20 protein-coding genes and 2 pseudogenes are annotated in these 19235 nt (G+C 40.8%); 8 read left to right on the top strand and 14 right to left on the bottom strand.

Annotated features, from left to right (window positions below; translation table 11 throughout):
• The 4 genes from rsxC to OO184_RS23100 form a co-directional block, all read right to left on the bottom strand.
• On the bottom strand, positions 1 to 1818 hold a 1818-nt coding region (gene rsxC, locus OO184_RS23115; RefSeq protein WP_265381186.1), incomplete at its 3' end, for an electron transport complex subunit RsxC.
• On the bottom strand, positions 1811 to 2443 hold the full coding sequence (gene rsxB / locus OO184_RS23110) for an electron transport complex subunit RsxB (protein ID WP_265381185.1): 633 nt from the start codon (positions 2441 to 2443) through the stop codon (positions 1811 to 1813). The genes rsxC and rsxB, both read right to left, overlap by 8 nt.
• Positions 2443 to 3024 (bottom strand): electron transport complex subunit RsxA, encoded by a 582-nt coding sequence (rsxA, locus tag OO184_RS23105; protein ID WP_011146612.1) that lies wholly within the window; start codon positions 3022 to 3024, stop codon positions 2443 to 2445. The genes rsxB and rsxA overlap by 1 nt, the downstream gene beginning before the upstream one ends.
• 106 nt (positions 3025 to 3130) lie before the next feature.
• Positions 3131 to 3571 (bottom strand): DUF2569 domain-containing protein, encoded by a 441-nt coding sequence (locus tag OO184_RS23100; RefSeq protein WP_139657027.1) that lies wholly within the window; start codon positions 3569 to 3571, stop codon positions 3131 to 3133.
• Positions 3572 to 3755: 184 nt separating this feature from the next.
• Between OO184_RS23100 and OO184_RS23095 the strand changes: the two genes are divergently transcribed.
• The 6 genes from OO184_RS23095 to OO184_RS23070 all read left to right on the top strand — a co-directional run bounded on the left by OO184_RS23095 (position 3756) and on the right by OO184_RS23070 (position 7565).
• The gene (locus OO184_RS23095; protein WP_265381184.1) at positions 3756 to 4793 is read left to right on the top strand and encodes an oxidoreductase; all 1038 of its coding nucleotides are present in this window, start codon (positions 3756 to 3758) and stop codon (positions 4791 to 4793) included.
• A 61-nt stretch (positions 4794 to 4854) separates the two neighbouring features.
• Positions 4855 to 5832: a bile acid:sodium symporter family protein gene (locus OO184_RS23090; RefSeq protein WP_265381183.1), complete on the top strand. Its 978-nt coding sequence runs from the start codon at positions 4855 to 4857 to the stop codon at positions 5830 to 5832.
• 125 nt (positions 5833 to 5957) lie between these two features.
• Positions 5958 to 6128: a helix-turn-helix domain-containing protein gene (locus OO184_RS23085; RefSeq protein ID WP_265381182.1), complete on the top strand. Its 171-nt coding sequence runs from the start codon at positions 5958 to 5960 to the stop codon at positions 6126 to 6128.
• A gap of 397 nt (positions 6129 to 6525) precedes the next feature.
• Positions 6526 to 6786, top strand: a complete 261-nt coding sequence (locus OO184_RS23080) for a type II toxin-antitoxin system ParD family antitoxin (RefSeq protein ID WP_053093412.1) — start codon at positions 6526 to 6528, stop codon at positions 6784 to 6786.
• Positions 6776 to 7075: a type II toxin-antitoxin system RelE/ParE family toxin gene (locus OO184_RS23075; protein ID WP_139657030.1), complete on the top strand. Its 300-nt coding sequence runs from the start codon at positions 6776 to 6778 to the stop codon at positions 7073 to 7075. The genes OO184_RS23080 and OO184_RS23075 overlap by 11 nt, the downstream gene beginning before the upstream one ends.
• Before the next feature lie 136 nt (positions 7076 to 7211).
• Positions 7212 to 7565, top strand: coding sequence for a galactosyltransferase-related protein (locus OO184_RS23070; RefSeq protein WP_265381181.1), 354 nt, complete (start codon positions 7212 to 7214; stop codon positions 7563 to 7565).
• Between the two features lie 154 nt (positions 7566 to 7719).
• Here the strand turns inward: OO184_RS23070 and OO184_RS23065 are convergent, their stop codons facing one another.
• The 4 genes from OO184_RS23065 to manA form a co-directional block, all read right to left on the bottom strand.
• Positions 7720 to 7956, bottom strand: a complete 237-nt coding sequence (locus OO184_RS23065) for a hypothetical protein (RefSeq protein ID WP_265381180.1) — start codon at positions 7954 to 7956, stop codon at positions 7720 to 7722.
• 204 nt (positions 7957 to 8160) lie between these two features.
• Positions 8161 to 9162 carry an adenosine deaminase gene (gene add, locus OO184_RS23060; protein ID WP_265381179.1) on the bottom strand — a complete coding sequence of 334 codons (1002 nt, stop codon included), beginning with the start codon at positions 9160 to 9162 and terminating at the stop codon, positions 8161 to 8163.
• Between the two features lie 76 nt (positions 9163 to 9238).
• Complete coding sequence (locus OO184_RS23055) at positions 9239 to 10789, bottom strand: YdgA family protein (RefSeq protein ID WP_265381178.1); 1551 nt, start codon at positions 10787 to 10789, stop codon at positions 9239 to 9241.
• Between the two features lie 138 nt (positions 10790 to 10927).
• Positions 10928 to 12100, bottom strand: coding sequence for a mannose-6-phosphate isomerase (manA, locus tag OO184_RS23050; protein ID WP_265381177.1), 1173 nt, complete (start codon positions 12098 to 12100; stop codon positions 10928 to 10930).
• 179 nt (positions 12101 to 12279) lie between these two features.
• On the opposite strand from manA, the gene fumC reads away from it, so the two are divergent.
• The gene (gene fumC / locus OO184_RS23045) at positions 12280 to 13674 is read left to right on the top strand and encodes a class II fumarate hydratase (RefSeq protein WP_265381176.1); all 1395 of its coding nucleotides are present in this window, start codon (positions 12280 to 12282) and stop codon (positions 13672 to 13674) included.
• 66 nt (positions 13675 to 13740) lie between these two features.
• Here the strand turns inward: fumC and OO184_RS23040 are convergent, their stop codons facing one another.
• The 6 genes and pseudogenes from OO184_RS23040 to OO184_RS23015 all read right to left on the bottom strand — a co-directional run.
• On the bottom strand, positions 13741 to 14211 hold the full coding sequence (locus OO184_RS23040; protein WP_265381175.1) for an RES family NAD+ phosphorylase: 471 nt from the start codon (positions 14209 to 14211) through the stop codon (positions 13741 to 13743).
• Entirely contained in the window at positions 14208 to 14654 is a 447-nt protein-coding gene (xre, locus tag OO184_RS23035; protein WP_265381174.1) for a type II toxin-antitoxin system antitoxin Xre, read from the bottom strand. The genes OO184_RS23040 and xre overlap by 4 nt, the downstream gene beginning before the upstream one ends.
• Before the next feature lie 73 nt (positions 14655 to 14727).
• The gene (tus, locus tag OO184_RS23030) at positions 14728 to 15654 is read right to left on the bottom strand and encodes a DNA replication terminus site-binding protein (RefSeq protein ID WP_265381173.1); all 927 of its coding nucleotides are present in this window, start codon (positions 15652 to 15654) and stop codon (positions 14728 to 14730) included.
• Positions 15655 to 16144: 490 nt separating this feature from the next.
• On the bottom strand, positions 16145 to 17617 hold the full coding sequence (locus tag OO184_RS23025; RefSeq protein WP_265381172.1) for a hypothetical protein: 1473 nt from the start codon (positions 17615 to 17617) through the stop codon (positions 16145 to 16147).
• A 297-nt stretch (positions 17618 to 17914) separates the two neighbouring features.
• The gene (locus tag OO184_RS23020; protein ID WP_265381171.1) at positions 17915 to 18244 is read right to left on the bottom strand and encodes a hypothetical protein; all 330 of its coding nucleotides are present in this window, start codon (positions 18242 to 18244) and stop codon (positions 17915 to 17917) included.
• Between the two features lie 665 nt (positions 18245 to 18909).
• Positions 18910 to 19005 (bottom strand): annotated as a pseudogene (locus OO184_RS23015) (DNA replication terminus site-binding protein); the annotation flags it as partial.
• A 92-nt stretch (positions 19006 to 19097) separates the two neighbouring features.
• On the opposite strand from OO184_RS23015, the pseudogene OO184_RS23010 reads away from it, so the two are divergent.
• A pseudogene (locus OO184_RS23010) lies at positions 19098 to 19235 on the top strand (IS982 family transposase); the annotation flags it as partial.

Below are 19235 nucleotides of genomic sequence, written 5' to 3'. Positions count from 1 at the left end.
ATCTTTACGAGGATCTTGTTTTTCACTAGTAGTAGTTTCGGGTTCTCTCGTTTCTAGTGACGGTGCTACTTCCTGATTTTGAGCTGCTTTCTTCGCTTTAGCTCTGGCAATTGCTGCTGCTAATGCGGCTTTGCGTGGATCTTCCGCACTTGTTGGTTCAGATGGCGCAGTATTAATATTTTCAGCCGCCTGTTTTTCCGCCTGACGAGCGCGAAGCTGCTCTTTTCTTGCCTGACGAGCAGCTATTACTGCGGAATTATCGGGTACTTGTCCCGGTTCTATAGTGACGACTTTACCAGCGTTAGCCTGTTTTTCTTTCACGCGGGAAAGCGCATTTTGTACAGCGCTTTTATCTTTATCATCAACTTGAACAGCCGATTTTTTGTGTCGTTCCTCACGGGCCAGTTTTTCCCGCTCCATACGAGCCTGTTTAGCTTCGAAACGAATTTTGGCTTCGGTTGAACGGCGGTTTTCCTGATCCAAAGTCCGAATTTCAGCTTTTTCCTGGCGATAATATTGCACCAGAGGAATATTGCTTGGGCAGACATAAGCACAGGCACCGCATTCAATACAGTCAAACAGATTATGATCTCTGGCTTTTTCGTGTTCTTGACCACGACTGAACCAATAAAGTTGTTGCGGCAATAAACGGGCAGGGCAGGCTTCCACACATAATCCACAACGGATACAAGCTTCTTCCGCTATGTTTGAATCCATTTCCTGATGAGATGGCGCCAGAATACAGTTACTGATTTTAACAATGGGTACGTTGAGGTCAGGTAGAGTGAATCCCATTAAAGGGCCCCCCATAATGACCATCTGTTCTGATTGTGGTGCAAAACCAGCTAACTGGAGAAGAAATTGTACCGGAGTACCGAGCCGCGCCCAGAAGTTACCCGGTGAGGTGACTGCTTCGCCAGTAAGCGTAACGACTCGCTCAATCAAAGGTTCTCCATCAATAATGGCACGCTTGATAGCAACCACTGTACCCACGTTTTGCATTAGCACACCGATAGTAGAGGAACGGCCGCCGGAGGGAACCTCTTTACCGGTCAGGATCTTGGTCAGTTGTTTGGCGCCGCCGGAAGGATATTTGGTTGGAATAACCCGGACGATAATCGATTTATCGCCTTTTAGCGCGGTTTTAAGCGCTTTTATCGCTTCTGGCTTATTATCTTCGATACCAATCAGGATCTGCTCTGGTTTAAGCAGATGTTCCAGAATACGAATGCCCTCAACAAGTTCGCCAGCATGTTCCTGCATCAGGCGGTCATCCGCGGTAATATAAGGTTCGCATTCTGCCGCGTTAATGATCAGCGTTTTAAGACCATGACTGCCACTTTGTAGTTTGGCGGCGGTAGGAAAACCGGCTCCACCTAAGCCTGCGATGCCTGCCTGATGGATTCGGTTAAGGATCGTCTCTGTATCCAGTGCTTGATAATCAGGTGTCTGAATGCGTTTATACCATTGATCTGCACCGTCAGGGCATAAACGAACACATAACTCTTTCAATCCGGATGGGTGTGCGGTAATGCATGGCTCAATGGCAGTGATGGTGCCGGAAGTCGATGCATGAACTGGTACAGTACGACCAGTGCCAAATGTTAAAGGTTGGCCTTTAAGCACCTTATCACCCGCTTTAACCAGCAACTCGCCTTCCGTACCCAAATGTTGTTGCAATGGGATGATTAACTCTTCTGGTAGTGGCGCAATGCGTAAAGGAGCTTGGCTGGATTGCAGCTTCATTTCAGGTGGATGAATACCACCGGCAAAATCCCAGATTTTGTTTTTATTGAGTAAGTTGAAGAGATTAAACATGATGTTCAGCCTCAATATTTTTAACTGGGATACTGTTGGCGGAAATCGCGTACGATGGCTGAACAGGAATATTTTTGACTGGAATAGCTTTTAAATCCCATTTCCAATTAGCAGTGGTTGTGGTTACAGGAATCATCGTAATACAGTCTGTCGGGCAAGGAGCAACGCACAGGTCGCAACCGGTGCATAAATCTTCAACCACGGTATGCATAGCTCGGGTAGCACCGATAATAGCGTCTACCGGACAGGCTTGAATACATTTGGTACAGCCAATGCAATTCTCTTCATCAATAAATGCCACTTTACGAGCAGGGTTTTGTATGCTTGCGTCACCATCTAATGGTTGCGGATCGACACCGAGCAGCTCTGAAATTTTCAGCATGGCTTGTTCGCCGCCGGGTGCGCATTTGTTAATCATCTCACCATTGTTCGCTATGGCTTCAGCATAAGGGCGACAGCCAGGGTAACCACATTGCCCACACTGGCTTTGCGGCAAAATATCATCAATGTTTTCAACAATGGGGTCCTCTTCCACCTGGAAACGGCGGGCAGCAAACCCCAGGATTAACCCAAAAATTAACCCTAGCGCACTGAGTGCGCCAATAGCAATCCATAATGATGTCATCAGAACTTCACCAAACCACTAAAACCCATGAAAGCCAAGGACATTAAACCCGCAGTGATAAGACCAATAGATGACCCCTTGAAAGGGGCGGGTACATCAGCAACAGCCAGACGTTCACGAATAGCGGCAAACAGTACCATAACAAGAGAGAAACCGGCGGCAGCACCGAAACCATAGATAGCGGATTGTAAAAAATCGTGTGATTGATTGATATTCAGTAGCGCCACACCGAGTACAGCACAGTTAGTCGTAATCAAGGGCAGGAAAATACCCAATAACCGGTATAACGTCGGGCTGGTTTTGCGTACAACAAGCTCGGTGAATTGCACCACAACCGCAATGACAAGAATAAAGCTCAGGGTACGCAAATAGATTAAGTCTAGAGGTAATAAAATAAAGGTATTCACCAGCCATGAACATACAGAAGCCAGTGTCATAACGAATGTTGTTGCAAATCCCATCCCGATAGCTGTTTCCAGCTTTTTAGATACGCCCATAAAAGGGCATAAGCCGAGAAATTTCACCAAGACGAAATTGTTAACCAATACGGTTCCAACAAATAAAAGAAAATAGTCAGTCATTGCTGTGCCTGAAAATGGGTTTGTTGACTTTTTATTAAATTATAAGTACGCCCTCGTCTTACCAGGGGCAATCTATTGTTATGATAACAACCAAAGAAAGTTGAGGTTATCGATCTTGTGTGAAAGTCATTTTGACTCGATGAGAGCGTTTAATGTAGGGGACAAAAATAGCGGTTGCCAATAGTGGCCATGCTAATGCACGTAAAGCCATTTGATCAGGAATAGGGGAGAAAGCGAAAGTTTTCAATGCAATTAATACGGTAATAATAAGCCAAATAATAAAAGTTTGCGGGAATTTTTTTGATCGATTGAAAAGCAGTTTCAATACCCATAGGGTGAAACACCACATTACCGCAGTAATGGCGACAGAAAAAAACCACATTAAAGTAAAGTGATTATTCCCGGCACTCAGTACATTGTTTTGACTAAAAAATGCCATGATATATAAGGCGAGCATTACACTGGCGCTGAGAAAGGTCATAATCAGATAAGCCGCCGGAGCCAGAACCCAACCATTAATTCGGTGGTAATCATTGGTTTGATACATAAATCATTCCACTTGAAGCTATACGAAAGAAGAATAATAGGCGATTCTGACGACTTAGGAAATAGATTGATTGAAAGATCTTCAAGGCTGGACTTGGAGATAATTTGCGAAACGGTCATCACCGATGATATTTTTTACGGATGCTGAAATTACTGCATATTATTAATGAGTTTGAGGGGCTGTTATGCGTGAGCTGTTAAAGGTTGGGTTGGTGGGGTATGGTTATGCGAGTAAAACGTTCCATGCACCATTAATTGCTGGCGCTGCTGGTATTAAATTGGCCGCCATTTCCAGTAGTGATGCTGAGAAAGTGAAATCAGATTGGCCAAATATTCCAGTGGTATCCTGCCCTGAGGATCTTTTTAATGATCCCGACATTGATTTAATCGTTATTCCGACACCTAATGATACGCATTATCCTCTGGCACAGAAAGCATTGGCAGCGGGTAAGCATGTTGTGGTGGATAAACCATTTACCATCACAGTTGAACAAGCGGAATCTTTAAAAGAGCAGGCAGAAAAGGCGAATTTATTACTTTCTGTATTTCATAACCGCCGTTGGGATTCCGGCTTTCTAACCATAAAATCGTTAATTAAAGAGAATCGTCTGGGCAAATTAAAATATTTTGCCGCCCATTTTGATCGTTATCGTCCGGTTATACGTCAAAGATGGCGTGAAGCGGCGGGGCAAGGAAGTGGGGTTTGGTATGATTTAGGCCCTCACTTACTCGATCAAGCGGTTCAACTGTTTGGTAAACCGCAATCTATTACGGCTGATTTCGGGATGATCCGCCCACATGCGGAAGCGGTAGATTATTTCCACGTGTTGTTGAATTATCCGGATATCAAAGTGGTTCTTCATGCAACAACAGTGGCAGCGGCTGAATCTGCCGTTTATACGTTGCATGGTATGGAAGGCAGTTACGTAAAATATGGTCTTGATCCTCAGGAAGAGCGATTGAAAGCAGGGGAAAGGCCCCCGCATGCCGATTGGGGATATGATATTCGTGATGGTATTGTGACGCTGTCACGTGGAGAGGAGTTAGTGACTGAACATGTACCGACTTTGCCTGGTAATTATTCTGCTTATTATACTGCTATCCGTGATGCGATTACGCTAGGTAAACCTAATCCAGTGACGGCAGATGAAGCAATTCAAATCATGAAATTAATTGAAGCCGGTATTCAGTCGGCAGAACAACAACGTACAATGGCAATTTAAGCTATTTATTGATTAGCCTGGTTTGCCGGGCTAATTATTTGCAAAGCAAGGAAAATGATAAATGACTTGGTGGCAAAGGTTAAGAATAGATCCTTTTTTGATGATATTAGTGACGGTAGTCGTTATTGCGACATTCTTTCCTTGCGAGGGTGAAATTAAAGTTTGGTTTCAACGATTAACCACTGCGGCTATTGCCCTGCTGTTCTTTATGCATGGCGCCAAATTATCTCGTCAAGCTATTATTGCCGGCATAGGACATTGGCGACTTCATTTGGTGGTCTTTCTCAGTACCTTTGTCTTATTCCCGATTATTGGATTAGGGTTGAATTTACTAGTGCCCGAAATCATGACGCCAACAGTTTATTGGGGATTCCTTTATCTTTGTGCGTTACCGGCTACGGTTCAGTCAGCTATTGCTTTTACCTCAGTTGCTGGTGGTAATGTTGCCGCTGCTATTTGTAGTGCTTCGGCATCCAGTATTTTGGGTGTATTTTTGTCGCCAATATTAGTTGGATTGATGATTCATATCCAGGGAGAGGGTAGCCCTGATACGTTAGAGGCAATAAAATCCATAATTCTTCAATTGATGGTTCCTTTTATTATCGGGCATCTGTCACGGCCATTAATTGCACGTTGGGTGGAGAAACATAAAAAACTGGTTAATATGACCGACCGGTCATCAATTCTTTTGGTGGTTTATGTAGCGTTTAGCGAGGCGGTTGTAGAAGGCATTTGGCACAAGATTGATAGTTATTCGTTACTGATGATTGGGGTTATTTGCTGCATTATGCTGGCGATTGTACTGATGATTAATACTTATACCGCTCGCTGGCTAGGTTTTAATAAAGAAGACGAAATCACGATTGTTTTTTGCGGTTCGAAAAAGAGTCTGGCTAATGGCGTGCCAATGGCCAATGTTTTATTCCCTGCGGCGACGGTTGGCGTAATGTTGTTGCCGTTGATGATTTTTCACCAAATTCAGTTGATGGTGTGTGCGGTATTGGCACAACGTTATGCCCAGAGGTTAAAACAGAAATAGATATAAATCTATAATAGGGAATTGTTGTAAATATATATTAATGATGACGAACGCTCATTAACAAAAGACGCGTTATTGCAGGTCTGGAGGCAGCTAACCGGAGAGAAAAATGAGGTGGACGGCCTTTGGCGATCACGGGTGAAAAATTGGATGCAATCCTTATAGCATTGGAAGGTGGGATGTCTAAAGCTGCAATTTGTCGTAATTTTGGCGTAAAAAGAACAACACTAATTGATACATTGAATCGCATAGATAAAACAGAAAATACAAAGAGAAATTATGCTGAAGATAGTTAAATTGATAACATGAATTTTGATTAAAAATTAAAATCTTTATATTCAGTAAGTTACCCTTTCGTATAGACCGACTTAAAATCAATTTTTCTTCTTAAAGCCAGACGTAGCAAGGGCTGGGAGGGAACGAAGGAACAAATGGGGCTATGGTCGGAAAACCTCTTACAGGCGAATCAGCTCAAGCATCCACATTAGCTGCTTTCCGCCTATGCTAATTATGCTGTAATACACCACATTAATAGTTAATGTATATATAACTATAGATTAAAAAATCCAATCAGACAACTACTTAAAATTAAAATTGACAGATGCTTGGATGTATATCTGGACAAAACTTTCGGAGTGTAAGAATATGTCTTACACTATGGAATGTTAATTAATTATCTGAATGAGGTGTACTATGGTATCGCGTACAATGACAGTAGATACCGGCGAAGAATTACGTGGTTTTGTAGAAAGCCTAGTTAAATCAGGTTATTACAAAACTAATAGTGAAGTCGTTCGGGAGGGATTACGGTTATTACAGGAAAAACAAGCTGAGTCTAAACTTGAAGCACTTCGTCAGCTAATTGATGAAGGTGATAACAGTGGAGAAGTTGTAGCGTGGGATCTCAATACTTTCCTTACACGTATGAAAAATAAAACACCCAATGTCCAGTAAAACATTTTTTCTAAAGCCTAAAGCTGAACAGGATTTAGAGGCTATTTTTGAATACAGTTATCAAGAATTTGGCCTGGAAAGAGCGTATCAATATATCAAGAATATCGACAGGGCTTTTCATACACTTGCTGAAGCTCCCGAACTGGCCCGGAATTACAGCCATGTTCGACCTGGACTAAAATCATTCCCGGTTGCTTCACACATTATCTTTTTTCGTTTAATGGCAAATGGGATCACTATTGTAAGAGTCTTACACCAATCTATGGATTATCAACGGCACATCGAATGATGTACTGGGGGTCCGTTTTCCAAGCGGACCCCTACTAAACAAGCAAAGCGCGGATTTTAATGACTCCGAAGTAATAGCTGTAGATAAAGATATTCGCCAAAGCTCGTACTCCAGATTTAACTATAAATTATACTCCATGCCTGCACCTTGGTTTTTTTTATGGGGAACAATATTTAGCGTAGAAAAAGAACTTTTTGAAAAAGTGGGCTGTTTTGATGAGCAGTTTATATCATGGGGTGGTGAAGATATTGATCTTGGTTTCCGGCTTTACAAAGCTAATTCTAAATTTCATTTATTTGAAGGGATAGAAGGTGTACATCTGTCTCATCCAGAAGATGATGATGTAAACTATAAGACTAACTTAGAAATTAAAAAATATATTTCTGAGAAGTATAGTAATGAAATGACAGATTGGCTTGTAAAAGAAGAGAATATATTTAAATTAAATGATTTAATAATTTCAAAAAACACTAACAAAAAGGATTCTTAATATGATTGACGTTGTGTCAAATCTAGTGTTGACTAATGGAATTAATTTAATACGTACTTACATTTTTTATATGCGAGAATGAACTAGAAGTTATCAGCACCGCATTCGCTATATTTCCATTGGTGCATGGATAACATTAATTCATTGCAGAAAGTTACGCCAAATAAAAAATTTCCCTGTATTTTAGCAATGCAGTAATTGGCGCAATTAGGAAAAACAACGCTAATCCAGTACATAAAATTTTAGTTTTTACTGTTTTAGCCGTTTTAACTGCTATGAATATAAAAAATAATCCTAACGGAACAGAGACATACCAGAAATGACCAACATACAATACGTAAATCAGAAACAGCCAAATTATTACTACTGTTACTCCATCCAATACGGACATATTCCAGAACTCCTAATGTGTTTTGATAGGTAAATTATAAGGTCAAAACCACCAAAAAATCTACTAAAACCTATTACGCAGCCATATTGTAACAATATTAATAGTAGATATATCCTTTAAATTGAGTCCAATTCTATTGTATTTTATATTCCAAATATATAACCATAATCAGGAATGGAATTTCCATTCCTGAACTGTTTATATTTAACGATTTGCTGCTTTCACTCGTAATGCTTGTTTTTCTGCATCACTGATAAAAGCGGTTTCCAGCCCATTTATCTGAGCCTGGCGAATTTGAGCAATAGATAAACCGGCGGCAGGGGCGGCAACTTCATATTCATGGCGGATGTCGATGCCTTCAACGGCTGGATCATCTGTATTAATGGAAGCAAGAATACCTTTTTCCAGGAATTGTTTGAGTGGATGGTCCAATAAAGAATTAACAGTGCTGGTTTGAAGGTTTGAGGTTAAACAGGCTTCAATACCAATATGGTTTTCAACCAAATAATCCATTAATAAGGGATCGGTAATGGCTTTTACCCCATGACCAATACGCGTGGCGCCTAATTCCCTAATTGCTTGCCAAATACTTTCAGCGCCTGCGGCTTCGCCGGCATGGATGGTTATATGCCAACCAGCATCACGGGCTTTATTAAAATGGGATTGAAAAAGATGGCCGGGAAAACCTAATTCATCACCCGCGAGATCCAGAGCAGTAATATGTTGTTGGTGAGCTAGCAGGCTAGCTAATTCCTGAGAGCATGCTTGCTCACCGAAAGTTCTGCTCAAAATGCCGATAAGACGAATGTCGATATCGTTATTTTGACGGGCAGAATGGATACCATCAATAATCGCCTCAACAACCCCTTCAATTGGCAATTTGTGGTTCATCGCCATGTAATAAGGGGAAAAACGTAATTCAGCATAGTCGAGCCCAGTATTGATGGCATCTTCAACATTCTCAATAGCAACACGACGACAAGCGTCCAAATCAGCGAGTACCGCCACTCCCCAATCAAGTTTTTGCAAAAAGCTTACCAAGCTCGGTTCATTTTCAATAATTTGTACGTGAGGGCGCAGTGATTCCAGATCATTTGCTGGAAGCTGAATATTATGCTGGTTGGCAAGATCTAAGATAGTCTCCGGCCGGATATTTCCATCGAGATGGCGGTGTAAATCTGTCAGTGGGAGTTTTGTGTCAATCATATTCCGGTCCTTTTTATATAAAAATGCCAGTCACATGCATTGACTGGCAATTTAACAAAACATTTATGGATGCGTTTTATTGCGCAGGTTGCACAGTACCTTCTGTTTTCACCTTTCCACTGTCGTGGGTATCACTTTCTGGCGCTATTTGCTCTGGCGCTTCAATATCATCAGAAGGGTCAGATAAACCGTATTCAGACATGAATTGATGTAAGGACATTTTCTTACCATTCATTTCTACATTACCATCTGCATAGTTAAATTTAATGCTGATAGCATCTTTATCAACCGTGGTAATTTTAAACAGTTGCCCCAATTGTTCAAACTGTTTTATCTGTTGTTCAGCATTTTGTTCAGCCTTTGCTTTATCCATGCCATTCATTATCATTGACTGAGTGGAGAACTCAATCATCATAGGTCTTGGTAATGTGACATTCAGAGACATGTTCTGAATTAAAGCGCGAATAGCTTCTTCTGTTTTCATTGAATACAAGCTACTTTTATCTTTCGGTAAGTTCTTCAAACTCACTTGGTAATTAATGGTGCTTTCACCTTTGGCATTTTTCCAGGTTAATGGTTCGATACCAAATTGTGGATTGTTTTTCAGCAAAGTAGGCAGGTTAGACGCTACTGCATCAATAATAGCGGTATTTGCCGCGTCGGAAGAAAGATCGCCGGAAGAGAGCGATTTAGCTGTGGCATCATTGTAAGCTTGAGTAAACTTACGCACGGCTTCACCATCCAGACGATCCGCAGTAATTTCAAATTTACCAGAACCAAAATCGATATTTTTCAGTTTGAGACCATCTAAACTGTAAGTGATTTTCCCTTTCAGATTAGTTTCATCTTCACCGATATTTGAATCTATTTTAACACCGGAAAGCGTCATATCTTCATTGCCGATGCCTTTTAGGCTGATTTCCTGAATTGTAATGCTTTGATCGCCAATATAGATATCAAATTTGCCTTTCTTATTAGCCAGGTTTAAATCAATACCTTTGACAAGGAAATTTTCGTTGTTTTTATTGATGGTTAACTGGTCACTCTTGAGCGCCAGTGATATTTCTTTCAGATCACGGCTGAGATCGGAAGTGAGTTTGGCGCCGGAAAAATTGAACTTAGCGCCATTTTGTTCAAAATCGACGGGGACGATATCAACATCAGAAATAACAGAACCACTATAACTGACGCGTGAATCAGAAGTGAGCAGCGATTTTCCTTTAGTAATTTCAAACAGCGGTTTTAACGTTTCATTATTTTCCAGTTCGGAATGAATGGAAGCCAGACTAGGAATAAGGGTTAATTTCTTCACTTGCGCCAGTGGGAAAGGGCCGTGATCAATCACAGATTTAATTGAAATCTCTTCACCTGGTTTGATTTCTGCGTTTTTAACGCCATCTTTAGTGGTCAGAATGATACGGACATCAGAACTGAACACGCCACGGTGGAAATCTTTACTCTGTAACACCAGACCTGTTTCAGGGAATGCTTTTTTCATTTCAGCATTGGCGCGGGAAATTGATTGGTCTAGACGTTGTTCGAGCTGTTTGCCGGTATACCATGAAGCTCCAGTCCAGGCTGCTCCTAAGGCAACAATAATGCCTACTGCCACTAACGATTTTTTCATAATACAAATCCATCCTTCTATGCATATTTTGCTAGGTAATATGCACTCTCTTAGTATAAAAACGGCCGTTAGCACAAACTTAGAATTTAAGCAGTGCTTAACGGCCTGTGAATAAGTTTTAGGCCCAGATTGGCATTATTAATTAAAAACCTGGGCGGTAAAACCTTCACCGTGAATAATCACAGCCTTTTCGGCAGCAGATATAAATACTGACTCACCTGGGAAAATTCTTAATTGGTGTTCGCCAGATTGTATAACTGTTTGACCTTCAACACAAAAAACAATCGATGCGGAGTTGTTATCCAGCGTAATTGGCTGTTTTGATAGAGAGTAAATAGAAAATGCAAAATCATCCACTGGAATAGGGAAATTTTTCGCTGTTTTTTCCTGATTGGGTAGCGCAAATAAAGTGTTTATCGGTTTTGATACAAAATCAAGGTTTGCCATTAACTCGGGGATATCAATATATTTGTTGGTCAAACCTGCTCGTAGGACATTATCTGAATTTGCCATAACTTCAAGAGCAACCCCTTCCAGATAAGCGTGAGGCGTGCGTGCACATAGAAACATGGCTTGACCAGGCTCAAGCTCGATAACATTAAGTAAAAGTGGAATAAACAGGCCATTATCGTCAGGGTAAAACGCTGTCATTTTCCTGATAGAATCCCAAGGTTCACCGAGTCGACTATTTAACGCCGATTTTAATACACCAAGAGCTAACTGCTTTTGCTTACCACTCATATTAAGCAATTGGGAGAATAAGCAGGCAAGATTTTGTTCATTTGGTGTTTGAATAAAGAATGGAATCTTGGGATGGGCCGCAGTAACAAATTCCAGTAATTGAGCGATTTCGTTTAATGAACGGAATCCATTCATTGCTCGGAAAGGGGTAAGAGCATAAACCAGTTCAGGTTTATGGTTATCATCTTTGTAATTTCTTTCGGGTGAATCTAACGGAATACCCGCGATATTCTCTTTAGCAAAACCCTCTTCTGCGGATTTTTTATCAGGATGAACCTGAATTGAAAGAGGTTGAGCCGCGCACAATACCTTAAATAGAAAAGGCAAACGGTGAAATCTATCTGAAACTTTCTTCCCCAGATATTTTTCCGGATCACTGGCGATTAATTCATTTAAAGCAATTGGTTTTCCGGTTTCAGGATTGGCTACAAGTGAACTGCTTTTAGGATGGGCGCCCATCCATAATTCAGCCATTGGCAGATTATCTGGATTTTCAACACCATAAATATCCGTCAGGGCAGTTTTACTTCCCCATGAATAGTGCTGGATCTGATTTATCATCTTTAACATGGCCGTTACTCTCTTTTTAAAAAAATCAATCTATTTCCTTTCCACTACAATACGATAAATACGACTTGGTTGGCATAATCAGGAACTAATATGTGGCATGATAACAGAATGCTAATCAGTTTATCTGCAAAGACCGATTATGCATATTCGATTATTCTGTGTGTTAAGGAGAGATAGTAATGGCAGCCACTCGCATTGAAAAAGACTCAATGGGGCCTATCGAAGTACCTGCTGACCAACTGTGGGGAGCGCAAACTCAACGCTCGCTTGAGCATTTCCGCATTTCGCAGGAGAAAATGCCGGTTGCATTGATTCATGCACTTGCATTAACCAAACAGGCTGCGGCCAGCGTCAATATGGATTTGGGCCTTCTGCCGCAAGAACGTGGCGAAGCAATTATTGCCGCTGCGAAAGAAGTGCTGGAAGGTAAACATCCGACAGAATTTCCGCTTGCTATCTGGCAGACCGGTTCTGGAACACAAAGTAACATGAATATGAACGAAGTGTTGGCGAACCGTGGTAGCGAGATCCTTGGCGGGGTGAGGGGGAATGAGCGCCTTATCCATCCTAACGATGATGTCAATAAAAGCCAAAGTTCTAACGATGTTTTCCCAACAGCAATGCATGTTGCCGCTGTTATCGCGTTGCGTGAACACCTTATTCCTGAGCTGAAAATATTACAAAAAACATTGGCTGATAAAGCTGAAGCTTATAAGGATATCGTTAAAATTGGCCGTACCCACCTGCAAGATGCGACGCCATTGACCCTTGGTCAGGAAATTTCTGGTTGGGCGGCAATGTTAACGCATAACCTGAAACACATTGAAGACAGTATTCCCCATGTTTGTGAACTGGCGCTAGGGGGAACTGCGGTTGGCACCGGTTTAAATACTCATCCTGAATATGCTGTTCGTGTCGCCAAGAAGCTGGCTGAATTGACTAGCCATCCGTTTGTTACTGCGCCAAATAAATTTGAAGCACTGGCGACTTGTGATGCGCTGGTTCATTCTCATGGGGCATTAAAAGGTCTGGCGGCATCCATGATGAAAATCGCAAACGATGTTCGTTGGTTGGCTTCCGGCCCTCGCTGTGGTATCGGCGAAATTTCAATTCCAGAAAATGAGCCGGGCAGTTCAATCATGCCAGGTAAAGTTAACCCAACTCAGTGTGAAGCGGTGACGATGCTTTGCGCCCAGGTGATGGGTAATGATGTTGCTATTAATATTGGTGGTGCATCAGGTAATTTTGAGCTGAATGTGTTCCGCCCAATGGTGATTAATAACTTCCTGCAATCTATTCGCTTGTTGGCTGACGGTATGCGTAGCTTTAATGAACATTGCGCTGTTGGTATCGAGCCTAACCGCGATCGTATTACTCAGTTGCTGAATGAATCTCTGATGCTGGTGACGGCGTTGAATATGCATATTGGTTATGACAAGGCCGCGGAAATTGCTAAGAAAGCCCATAAAGAAGGGCTGACATTAAAACAGTCGGCGATGAAACTGGGTTATCTGACAGAAGCTGAGTTTGATGAGTGGGTTCGTCCTGAAGATATGGTTGGCAGCTTGAAGTAATTGTTATTTAGCCATGAAAAATTGACCGGAGACGAGTGCTCCGGTTTTTGTTTCTCGATCTTTAAATTATTTTTTTGCTTTTGATAAACGGGAATCAATGCCAAAATCCAGGCGCTTAACCGTGCTTATATACTTATGAAAATTCTTCGCCATAGGATTCAGAATGACGTTATTTTCGTAGGGGATGATGGCAGAGGGAACCATCAGGCCAATAGAATGACTAACCTCGAACCATTCACTGCCTATTTCCATTGTGCAAGCAGAGGGGACGGGATCATTCCAATCAGGAGGTAATGTATCAATGTTTAAAATATCAATTTGATTTTCAGGGATGTCGATACTTAACAGAGCAAAATCAGTGAGAAGTTCATCGTCTCCGACATGAACAAGTACTTCCAGCACGGCAAGAGAAATAGAAGTGGCTACATAGACCGAAGGTCTTCCTATATTGTGCCAGCGGCCTCCATATAACTTTGCCCCTGTGCCGCTCCATGCGGATTCGACATATTTTGAACGGGTAAATCGGTATAGGATCACGATACAATTCCGTGCTCAATTCTGCCTATAAGATTCATTACATCTAGCGCCCCGCTTTCTGTGTCGAGCATTGATTCAGGGGTTACGTATCCTAAACCCCGGATAGGGCGTTTCATCCATTGAGCTGCTTTATCTTTGTCACCGTTAAATAAATCTACCGCATGGTCCATGACACGTATAAACCGGGCAATGCGCTGACTTTCATCAGCAGTAAATTTGCCTTTACCTGAGCAGCGTCTTGAATAGCTGCGTATTTGTATACCAGCAATCCGCAGAATATCCCCTTTACCAAACGTTGACCAATTTTGTATCTTATCAACTATAGTGACTGGCAACCCTTCATCTAATATTGCATTCAAATGTGGCCCACTGTTTGATGGGAAACCAACTGTTCGCCAAAGTGGGTTACTCTGGATTTTGTGGCTTGGTGTGAAAACTCGCATAAGCACCTCCTTGGTCATTTGTCATTATTATAATAGACAATTGACTATGTTGGGTCAAATAAGCAACCATGCATTAAATCTCTCGATATAAATGTAGTCTTGGAATAATCAATTCCAGTGGTTTGGCTTTGGGTTTATAGCGATGCACTATGGCGTTGACATCGTAATTAGCAAGTCTCCCTATCTTTGGTTGATTATCGCCATAGTTAACATAAAACGCGATTATTGGCAGGGGACAAGCATATTGCACTTGCTTTTGTTGTTCCGCATACCAGACTCGTGCAATGGGTTGTACTTTCACCGGTCGCTTGATTTTTAAAACTACATCATCAGGTAATTTTTTTATATCGGTGATTTCCTTGCCAACCAATGCTACCCATTGTTCACGAGAATAGGGGGGAACGGCACGACCCGCGTTATAACTTTTTTCCAAACGTTGCAGAATTTGGTCTTTTGTCACTTTATTGATGATATTTTTATTCGCCCAACCAAAACGAACTGAATCAGGATTGAGAAGGGGAGTGATAGTTCTGTAGGCATTTAAAGTTATCAACCCATGTAACTGACTGTGAACAAACTCAAACCGCTGCTCTTTATCCACCCCTGATTGAACAGTTACGATATGTTCGAGTTCTGCTTTTAATTTATTAATTTCTTCAATCAATAGTAAAGCAGAGTGATATTGTTGTTGATTCACTGAAAAACATAATACACCGGGAAGACGAACGGCAGTTTTACTGCTGATATTTTGATTATTGTGATATATAAATAGCTTCTGATAATGACTTAATCCTAAATTTAGTGCGTCATTACCTGTCATTTCATTAACAATTATTTCTGTTACAGCATCATGTTCATTGCCTTTTTCTACATCAGGCAAAACGAACACATGAGCGGCTAACAAAAAATAGCTACTTAATTGTTCATACAATTGTTTCAACTTATTTTCTTGCTTTTGAAAACAACTAGTTAAATCTTCAATTGATAAATATTTACTCATTTGAATAACACATTTAGTTACAACATACTATTAATTATAGAACAAAAGGTGCAAACATCAAACTCACAAGTCGTATTTAATGCCAACCACGTAAAGACGAACATTATTTTTAGCATAGTACATGCCTATCGGAGGTTGGGTTCAGCTTCCTTTTGAAACTGCACATGCTGAATAGCCGGAAACAAAAAGGCGGCTGAAAAATCTTTTCGTATTAATTAGCAATGCCAGCGTCTCAAAGATGCCAAAATGGTTCTGCAGGAAGGGGATGCCCTGATGGACTCAAGGAAAAAGGTATTAGTTTTTCAGTACCTTTGAGTGATCTGATCCGAGAACGGACGAATGCCGGGTTGGAAACGGCACACGCCCGTGGCAAGAAACTACCAAAAGATATTGATCAATAACGTCTCTCAAATGGTCATTGATAAATTTGCATGGATTTAACCGATTAAAAAATTAGCTTCGCAAAAGTCAAATTTCCAAAATTATTCAACTAAACGCTGTTAACTTTTGTAAACGGTGTTTCAGAACTCACTCTGAGATATACGTACGATGCGTGCTTTTTATCATGTTGTTGAGCAACAATTTTATTCAGTGTTTCGTATCCATATATCTCACCGTTCTCTTGCTCTTGCCAGCTCCAGACAACGTAATTCCGATTATTTTTGATTATCTCCAACACATCGCCCTGAGTACTCGCTCTTCCCAACTCCTTCCTATTATAGGGGATTATAACCTCACGCCACTTTAATCTTAATAATGGCATTGATGGATTATCCGGAAGTTCGAAGATCGCGTTACCGCTTTCGTTCGCGAGATAATATTTCCGATGGGTAGTGATGCCGCTAAGATAATGAGGGTCATACGAGAATTCAATGTCGGGCATCCACGAATCAAATTCAAACCTTGAACCTTGAATAAGATCGTCGAGATTTCTAGTGGCCTTATAACTAAACCCCACATCAGCATCATCGTTAATCAAATTGCTTCGCATATCAAATTGAGAGTGGGATTTGTTAATTATTTTAAACGCGTCAATTTCAATATACGAATAACTGACAACCTTCTTCGCAGAATCCAGCACTAAGTTAAGCATATTTTGGGGCGTAACTTCCTTAATGAGTTCCGTTATGCTATATTGGCCTGTTTTTAATCCATCTTTTTTATACATCTGAAGGACAAGACGATTACTGCCTTCTGGCAAAACCGTTAAACGCGTCAAATAAACGCAGTTATTTTTCAGAAAACCACTTTCTTTGGTGATGGAGCGACCAGGGGGCAACTTTCCGTTATTCGGCTCTGTGCCACCCCACAACGTATCGGCCCCCGAGATGAGTGTAATAGCTGTACTTGCGGCGGCAAGGGATGCGGCCGCCACCATTCCTCCGGGAACCAGACCGAGGGCGGTCACTCCGAGACTAAGCGCACCGTAGACAGCGGTTTTCATTACAGTATCATCGCTTGAATCAACTAACTCACAAAACCATATTGAGTCGGTATCGTTAAATATTGTACTGTCCTCCCATATACCGTTAAGCATTGTGCTGGCACTTCCTAGAGGCTTAATCCCATTTGGGACATCCTGAAGGGTATTTTTTATAAGTCGGCTGACAACCGGCGGCACTTCCTGCTCTTGAAGGTTAGTTAACGTCGATGTAAACAATGTGTCACCATTTTTATCCTTCATTGCGATAATTAGAGACTCTTTGCCCGTAGCAATTAATCCAATCAATCGGAAATTCTGCCCCCAATCAATGGAAATGTTAAAACCAAACTCCTGTGGTTCAAGCTCGCTAATTACGCCACTTAAATTTTTGGATTCATCGAGATTATCGTTGACGATAACTGACGACTCCCATGAAACAATTACTGGCTGGTTGACTTCAATTTCAGATGGAAAGATTACAACCAAGTTATCGCCTGCTGAAGACCAGATTGATTTCAATTTTCCAGTGTAGATGTACATATCCTCTCCTTATGATCCTTGCATATTCCAATCATTAAATGCTGCCATAAAATTTCATGACAACAATAAAAGTAAAAAGCCTCTTCTACATAACTAAAAAAATATTTAGTGAATTTTATAGGATGAAATACGGCCTAAAATATCCTATTCAAATAAGATAAAGATTCGTAACAATTATTACGAATAATTTTTTAAACTTTAACCTTATAGTTATTAGTCAAATCCAAGTTGTAAAAACCACTTCCTACTGAAGTGGTTTTTTAAATGCTATTGATTCATTTCTTTAACTGTATTGCATCATTTTTTATTTTGTATTATAACGCCGGAAATATAACCATAACCATTGTCACTTATATTTCCCGTAGTTTTAAAAGTGACAGAGGAATCACCAAACAAAGCAAGTAATAATGTTATATATAGTCCAACGCCTGTTATATAACTATCAGGGTGTGCAAGGTAGAGTTTATCATGAATATTTCCCCAATTATCTTTATATGTTACTCGAACATTATTTGATGCATCTGATGCTGGAGCGACTTCTAACTTTAATATTTTTACATCTGTAATAATTTCAGCATCAGAGGCTAATAAAGTGTCAATGCCTTCTCTTATTTCATTATTATTCATGTTCTTCCTATGAATTGAAAGTTTAATGGATGAAACTTATTTGTATGGCTAATATAAAATGTAACGTTACTGTAACTTATTATCAATAAATCAATTTTTTGACACAAGTTTAAATTTTAAAATGCGAGTAACTCATAAAAATACCTAACAAAAATCATCATACTCGAAATTAAAAGTAATGTGGTACACTTTTTAGTTGCCATTATAGGAGGTCAGCGAAGGAATCCTCGAAAATGACGAATGTCCATAGTAAACAGATTCCAAAACGGAACCCACGATCAGCCTGAAAACTCCACAAGGAAAATTAAAAGGCTTTCTGACTTCTTTGAAAGATCCCATTCGTTATCCTTTTGAAAAGCGGTTAAAGATTTATTGAGAGCGTTGGGAGATAGAAAAGGGCTTTGGTGAATTGAAAAGGCAACAACTCAGACGGGAAGGTTATCCAGTTCAGAATGAAGATGTTGAAAAACTATCACTGTTACAATGCGGACATGTCAATATGCAGGAACGTTATTCCTTTACTGTTCCGGAGGCCGTCAGCAGAGGAGAACTGAGGGAATTTAATGAATAGTGATAACAAATTGATTTATAATTAAATGGCTATTTAAAATAACCTATTAACGGCGTTTGCTGTTCCATTGCTCCTTAAACCCCGTATTCTGCCATTAAATCTCTCGATATAAATGTAGTCTTGGAATAATTAACTCTAGTGGTTTGGCTTTGGGTTTATAGCGATACACTATGGTATTGGCATCGTAATTAACCTGAGTTCTGGATAAGAAATTGACGAGAAGCCTGTTCCGGGAGCAAAGTTTTGGTGAACGCCGAAAACAGCTCCGGGGAGGAACAGGCTATGGATAAGTTAGTGGAAATTTTCTGCGATGTCGACGATTTTTGCCGTTTTTTCATCCCTCAGTGGACGCAGTTTTGTCTTGATAACGGATACCGTCTACGCCGCCGACAAGGTCGCATGTATCCCAGTGAAATCATG

Source organism: Photorhabdus aballayi (genome assembly GCF_026153155.1).
Lineage (GTDB): Bacteria > Pseudomonadota > Gammaproteobacteria > Enterobacterales > Enterobacteriaceae > Photorhabdus > Photorhabdus luminescens.
This window is presented reverse-complemented; position numbering and strand designations above follow the sequence as displayed.

Bases quoted from the DNA above. Each gene is read 5' to 3' on its own strand.
- OO184_RS23020 (WP_265381171.1), bottom strand. From the start codon at position 18,244: ATGAATAATAATGAAATAAGAGAAGGCATTGACACTTTATTAGCCTCT.
- OO184_RS23095 (WP_265381184.1), top strand. From the start codon at position 3,756: ATGCGTGAGCTGTTAAAGGTTGGGTTGGTGGGGTATGGTTATGCGAGT.
- OO184_RS23090 (WP_265381183.1), top strand. From the start codon at position 4,855: ATGACTTGGTGGCAAAGGTTAAGAATAGATCCTTTTTTGATGATATTA.
- OO184_RS23065 (WP_265381180.1), bottom strand. From the start codon at position 7,956: ATGTCCGTATTGGATGGAGTAACAGTAGTAATAATTTGGCTGTTTCTG.
- OO184_RS23070 (WP_265381181.1), top strand. From the start codon at position 7,212: ATGCCTGCACCTTGGTTTTTTTTATGGGGAACAATATTTAGCGTAGAA.
- xre (WP_265381174.1), bottom strand. From the start codon at position 14,654: ATGCGAGTTTTCACACCAAGCCACAAAATCCAGAGTAACCCACTTTGG.
- rsxA (WP_011146612.1), bottom strand. From the start codon at position 3,024: ATGACTGACTATTTTCTTTTATTTGTTGGAACCGTATTGGTTAACAAT.
- add (WP_265381179.1), bottom strand. From the start codon at position 9,162: ATGATTGACACAAAACTCCCACTGACAGATTTACACCGCCATCTCGAT.
- OO184_RS23055 (WP_265381178.1), bottom strand. From the start codon at position 10,789: ATGAAAAAATCGTTAGTGGCAGTAGGCATTATTGTTGCCTTAGGAGCA.
- tus (WP_265381173.1), bottom strand. From the start codon at position 15,654: ATGAGTAAATATTTATCAATTGAAGATTTAACTAGTTGTTTTCAAAAG.
- OO184_RS23080 (WP_053093412.1), top strand. From the start codon at position 6,526: ATGGTATCGCGTACAATGACAGTAGATACCGGCGAAGAATTACGTGGT.
- fumC (WP_265381176.1), top strand. From the start codon at position 12,280: ATGGCAGCCACTCGCATTGAAAAAGACTCAATGGGGCCTATCGAAGTA.
- OO184_RS23075 (WP_139657030.1), top strand. From the start codon at position 6,776: ATGTCCAGTAAAACATTTTTTCTAAAGCCTAAAGCTGAACAGGATTTA.
- OO184_RS23100 (WP_139657027.1), bottom strand. From the start codon at position 3,571: ATGTATCAAACCAATGATTACCACCGAATTAATGGTTGGGTTCTGGCT.
- manA (WP_265381177.1), bottom strand. From the start codon at position 12,100: ATGTTAAAGATGATAAATCAGATCCAGCACTATTCATGGGGAAGTAAA.
- OO184_RS23025 (WP_265381172.1), bottom strand. From the start codon at position 17,617: ATGTACATCTACACTGGAAAATTGAAATCAATCTGGTCTTCAGCAGGC.
- rsxB (WP_265381185.1), bottom strand. From the start codon at position 2,443: ATGACATCATTATGGATTGCTATTGGCGCACTCAGTGCGCTAGGGTTA.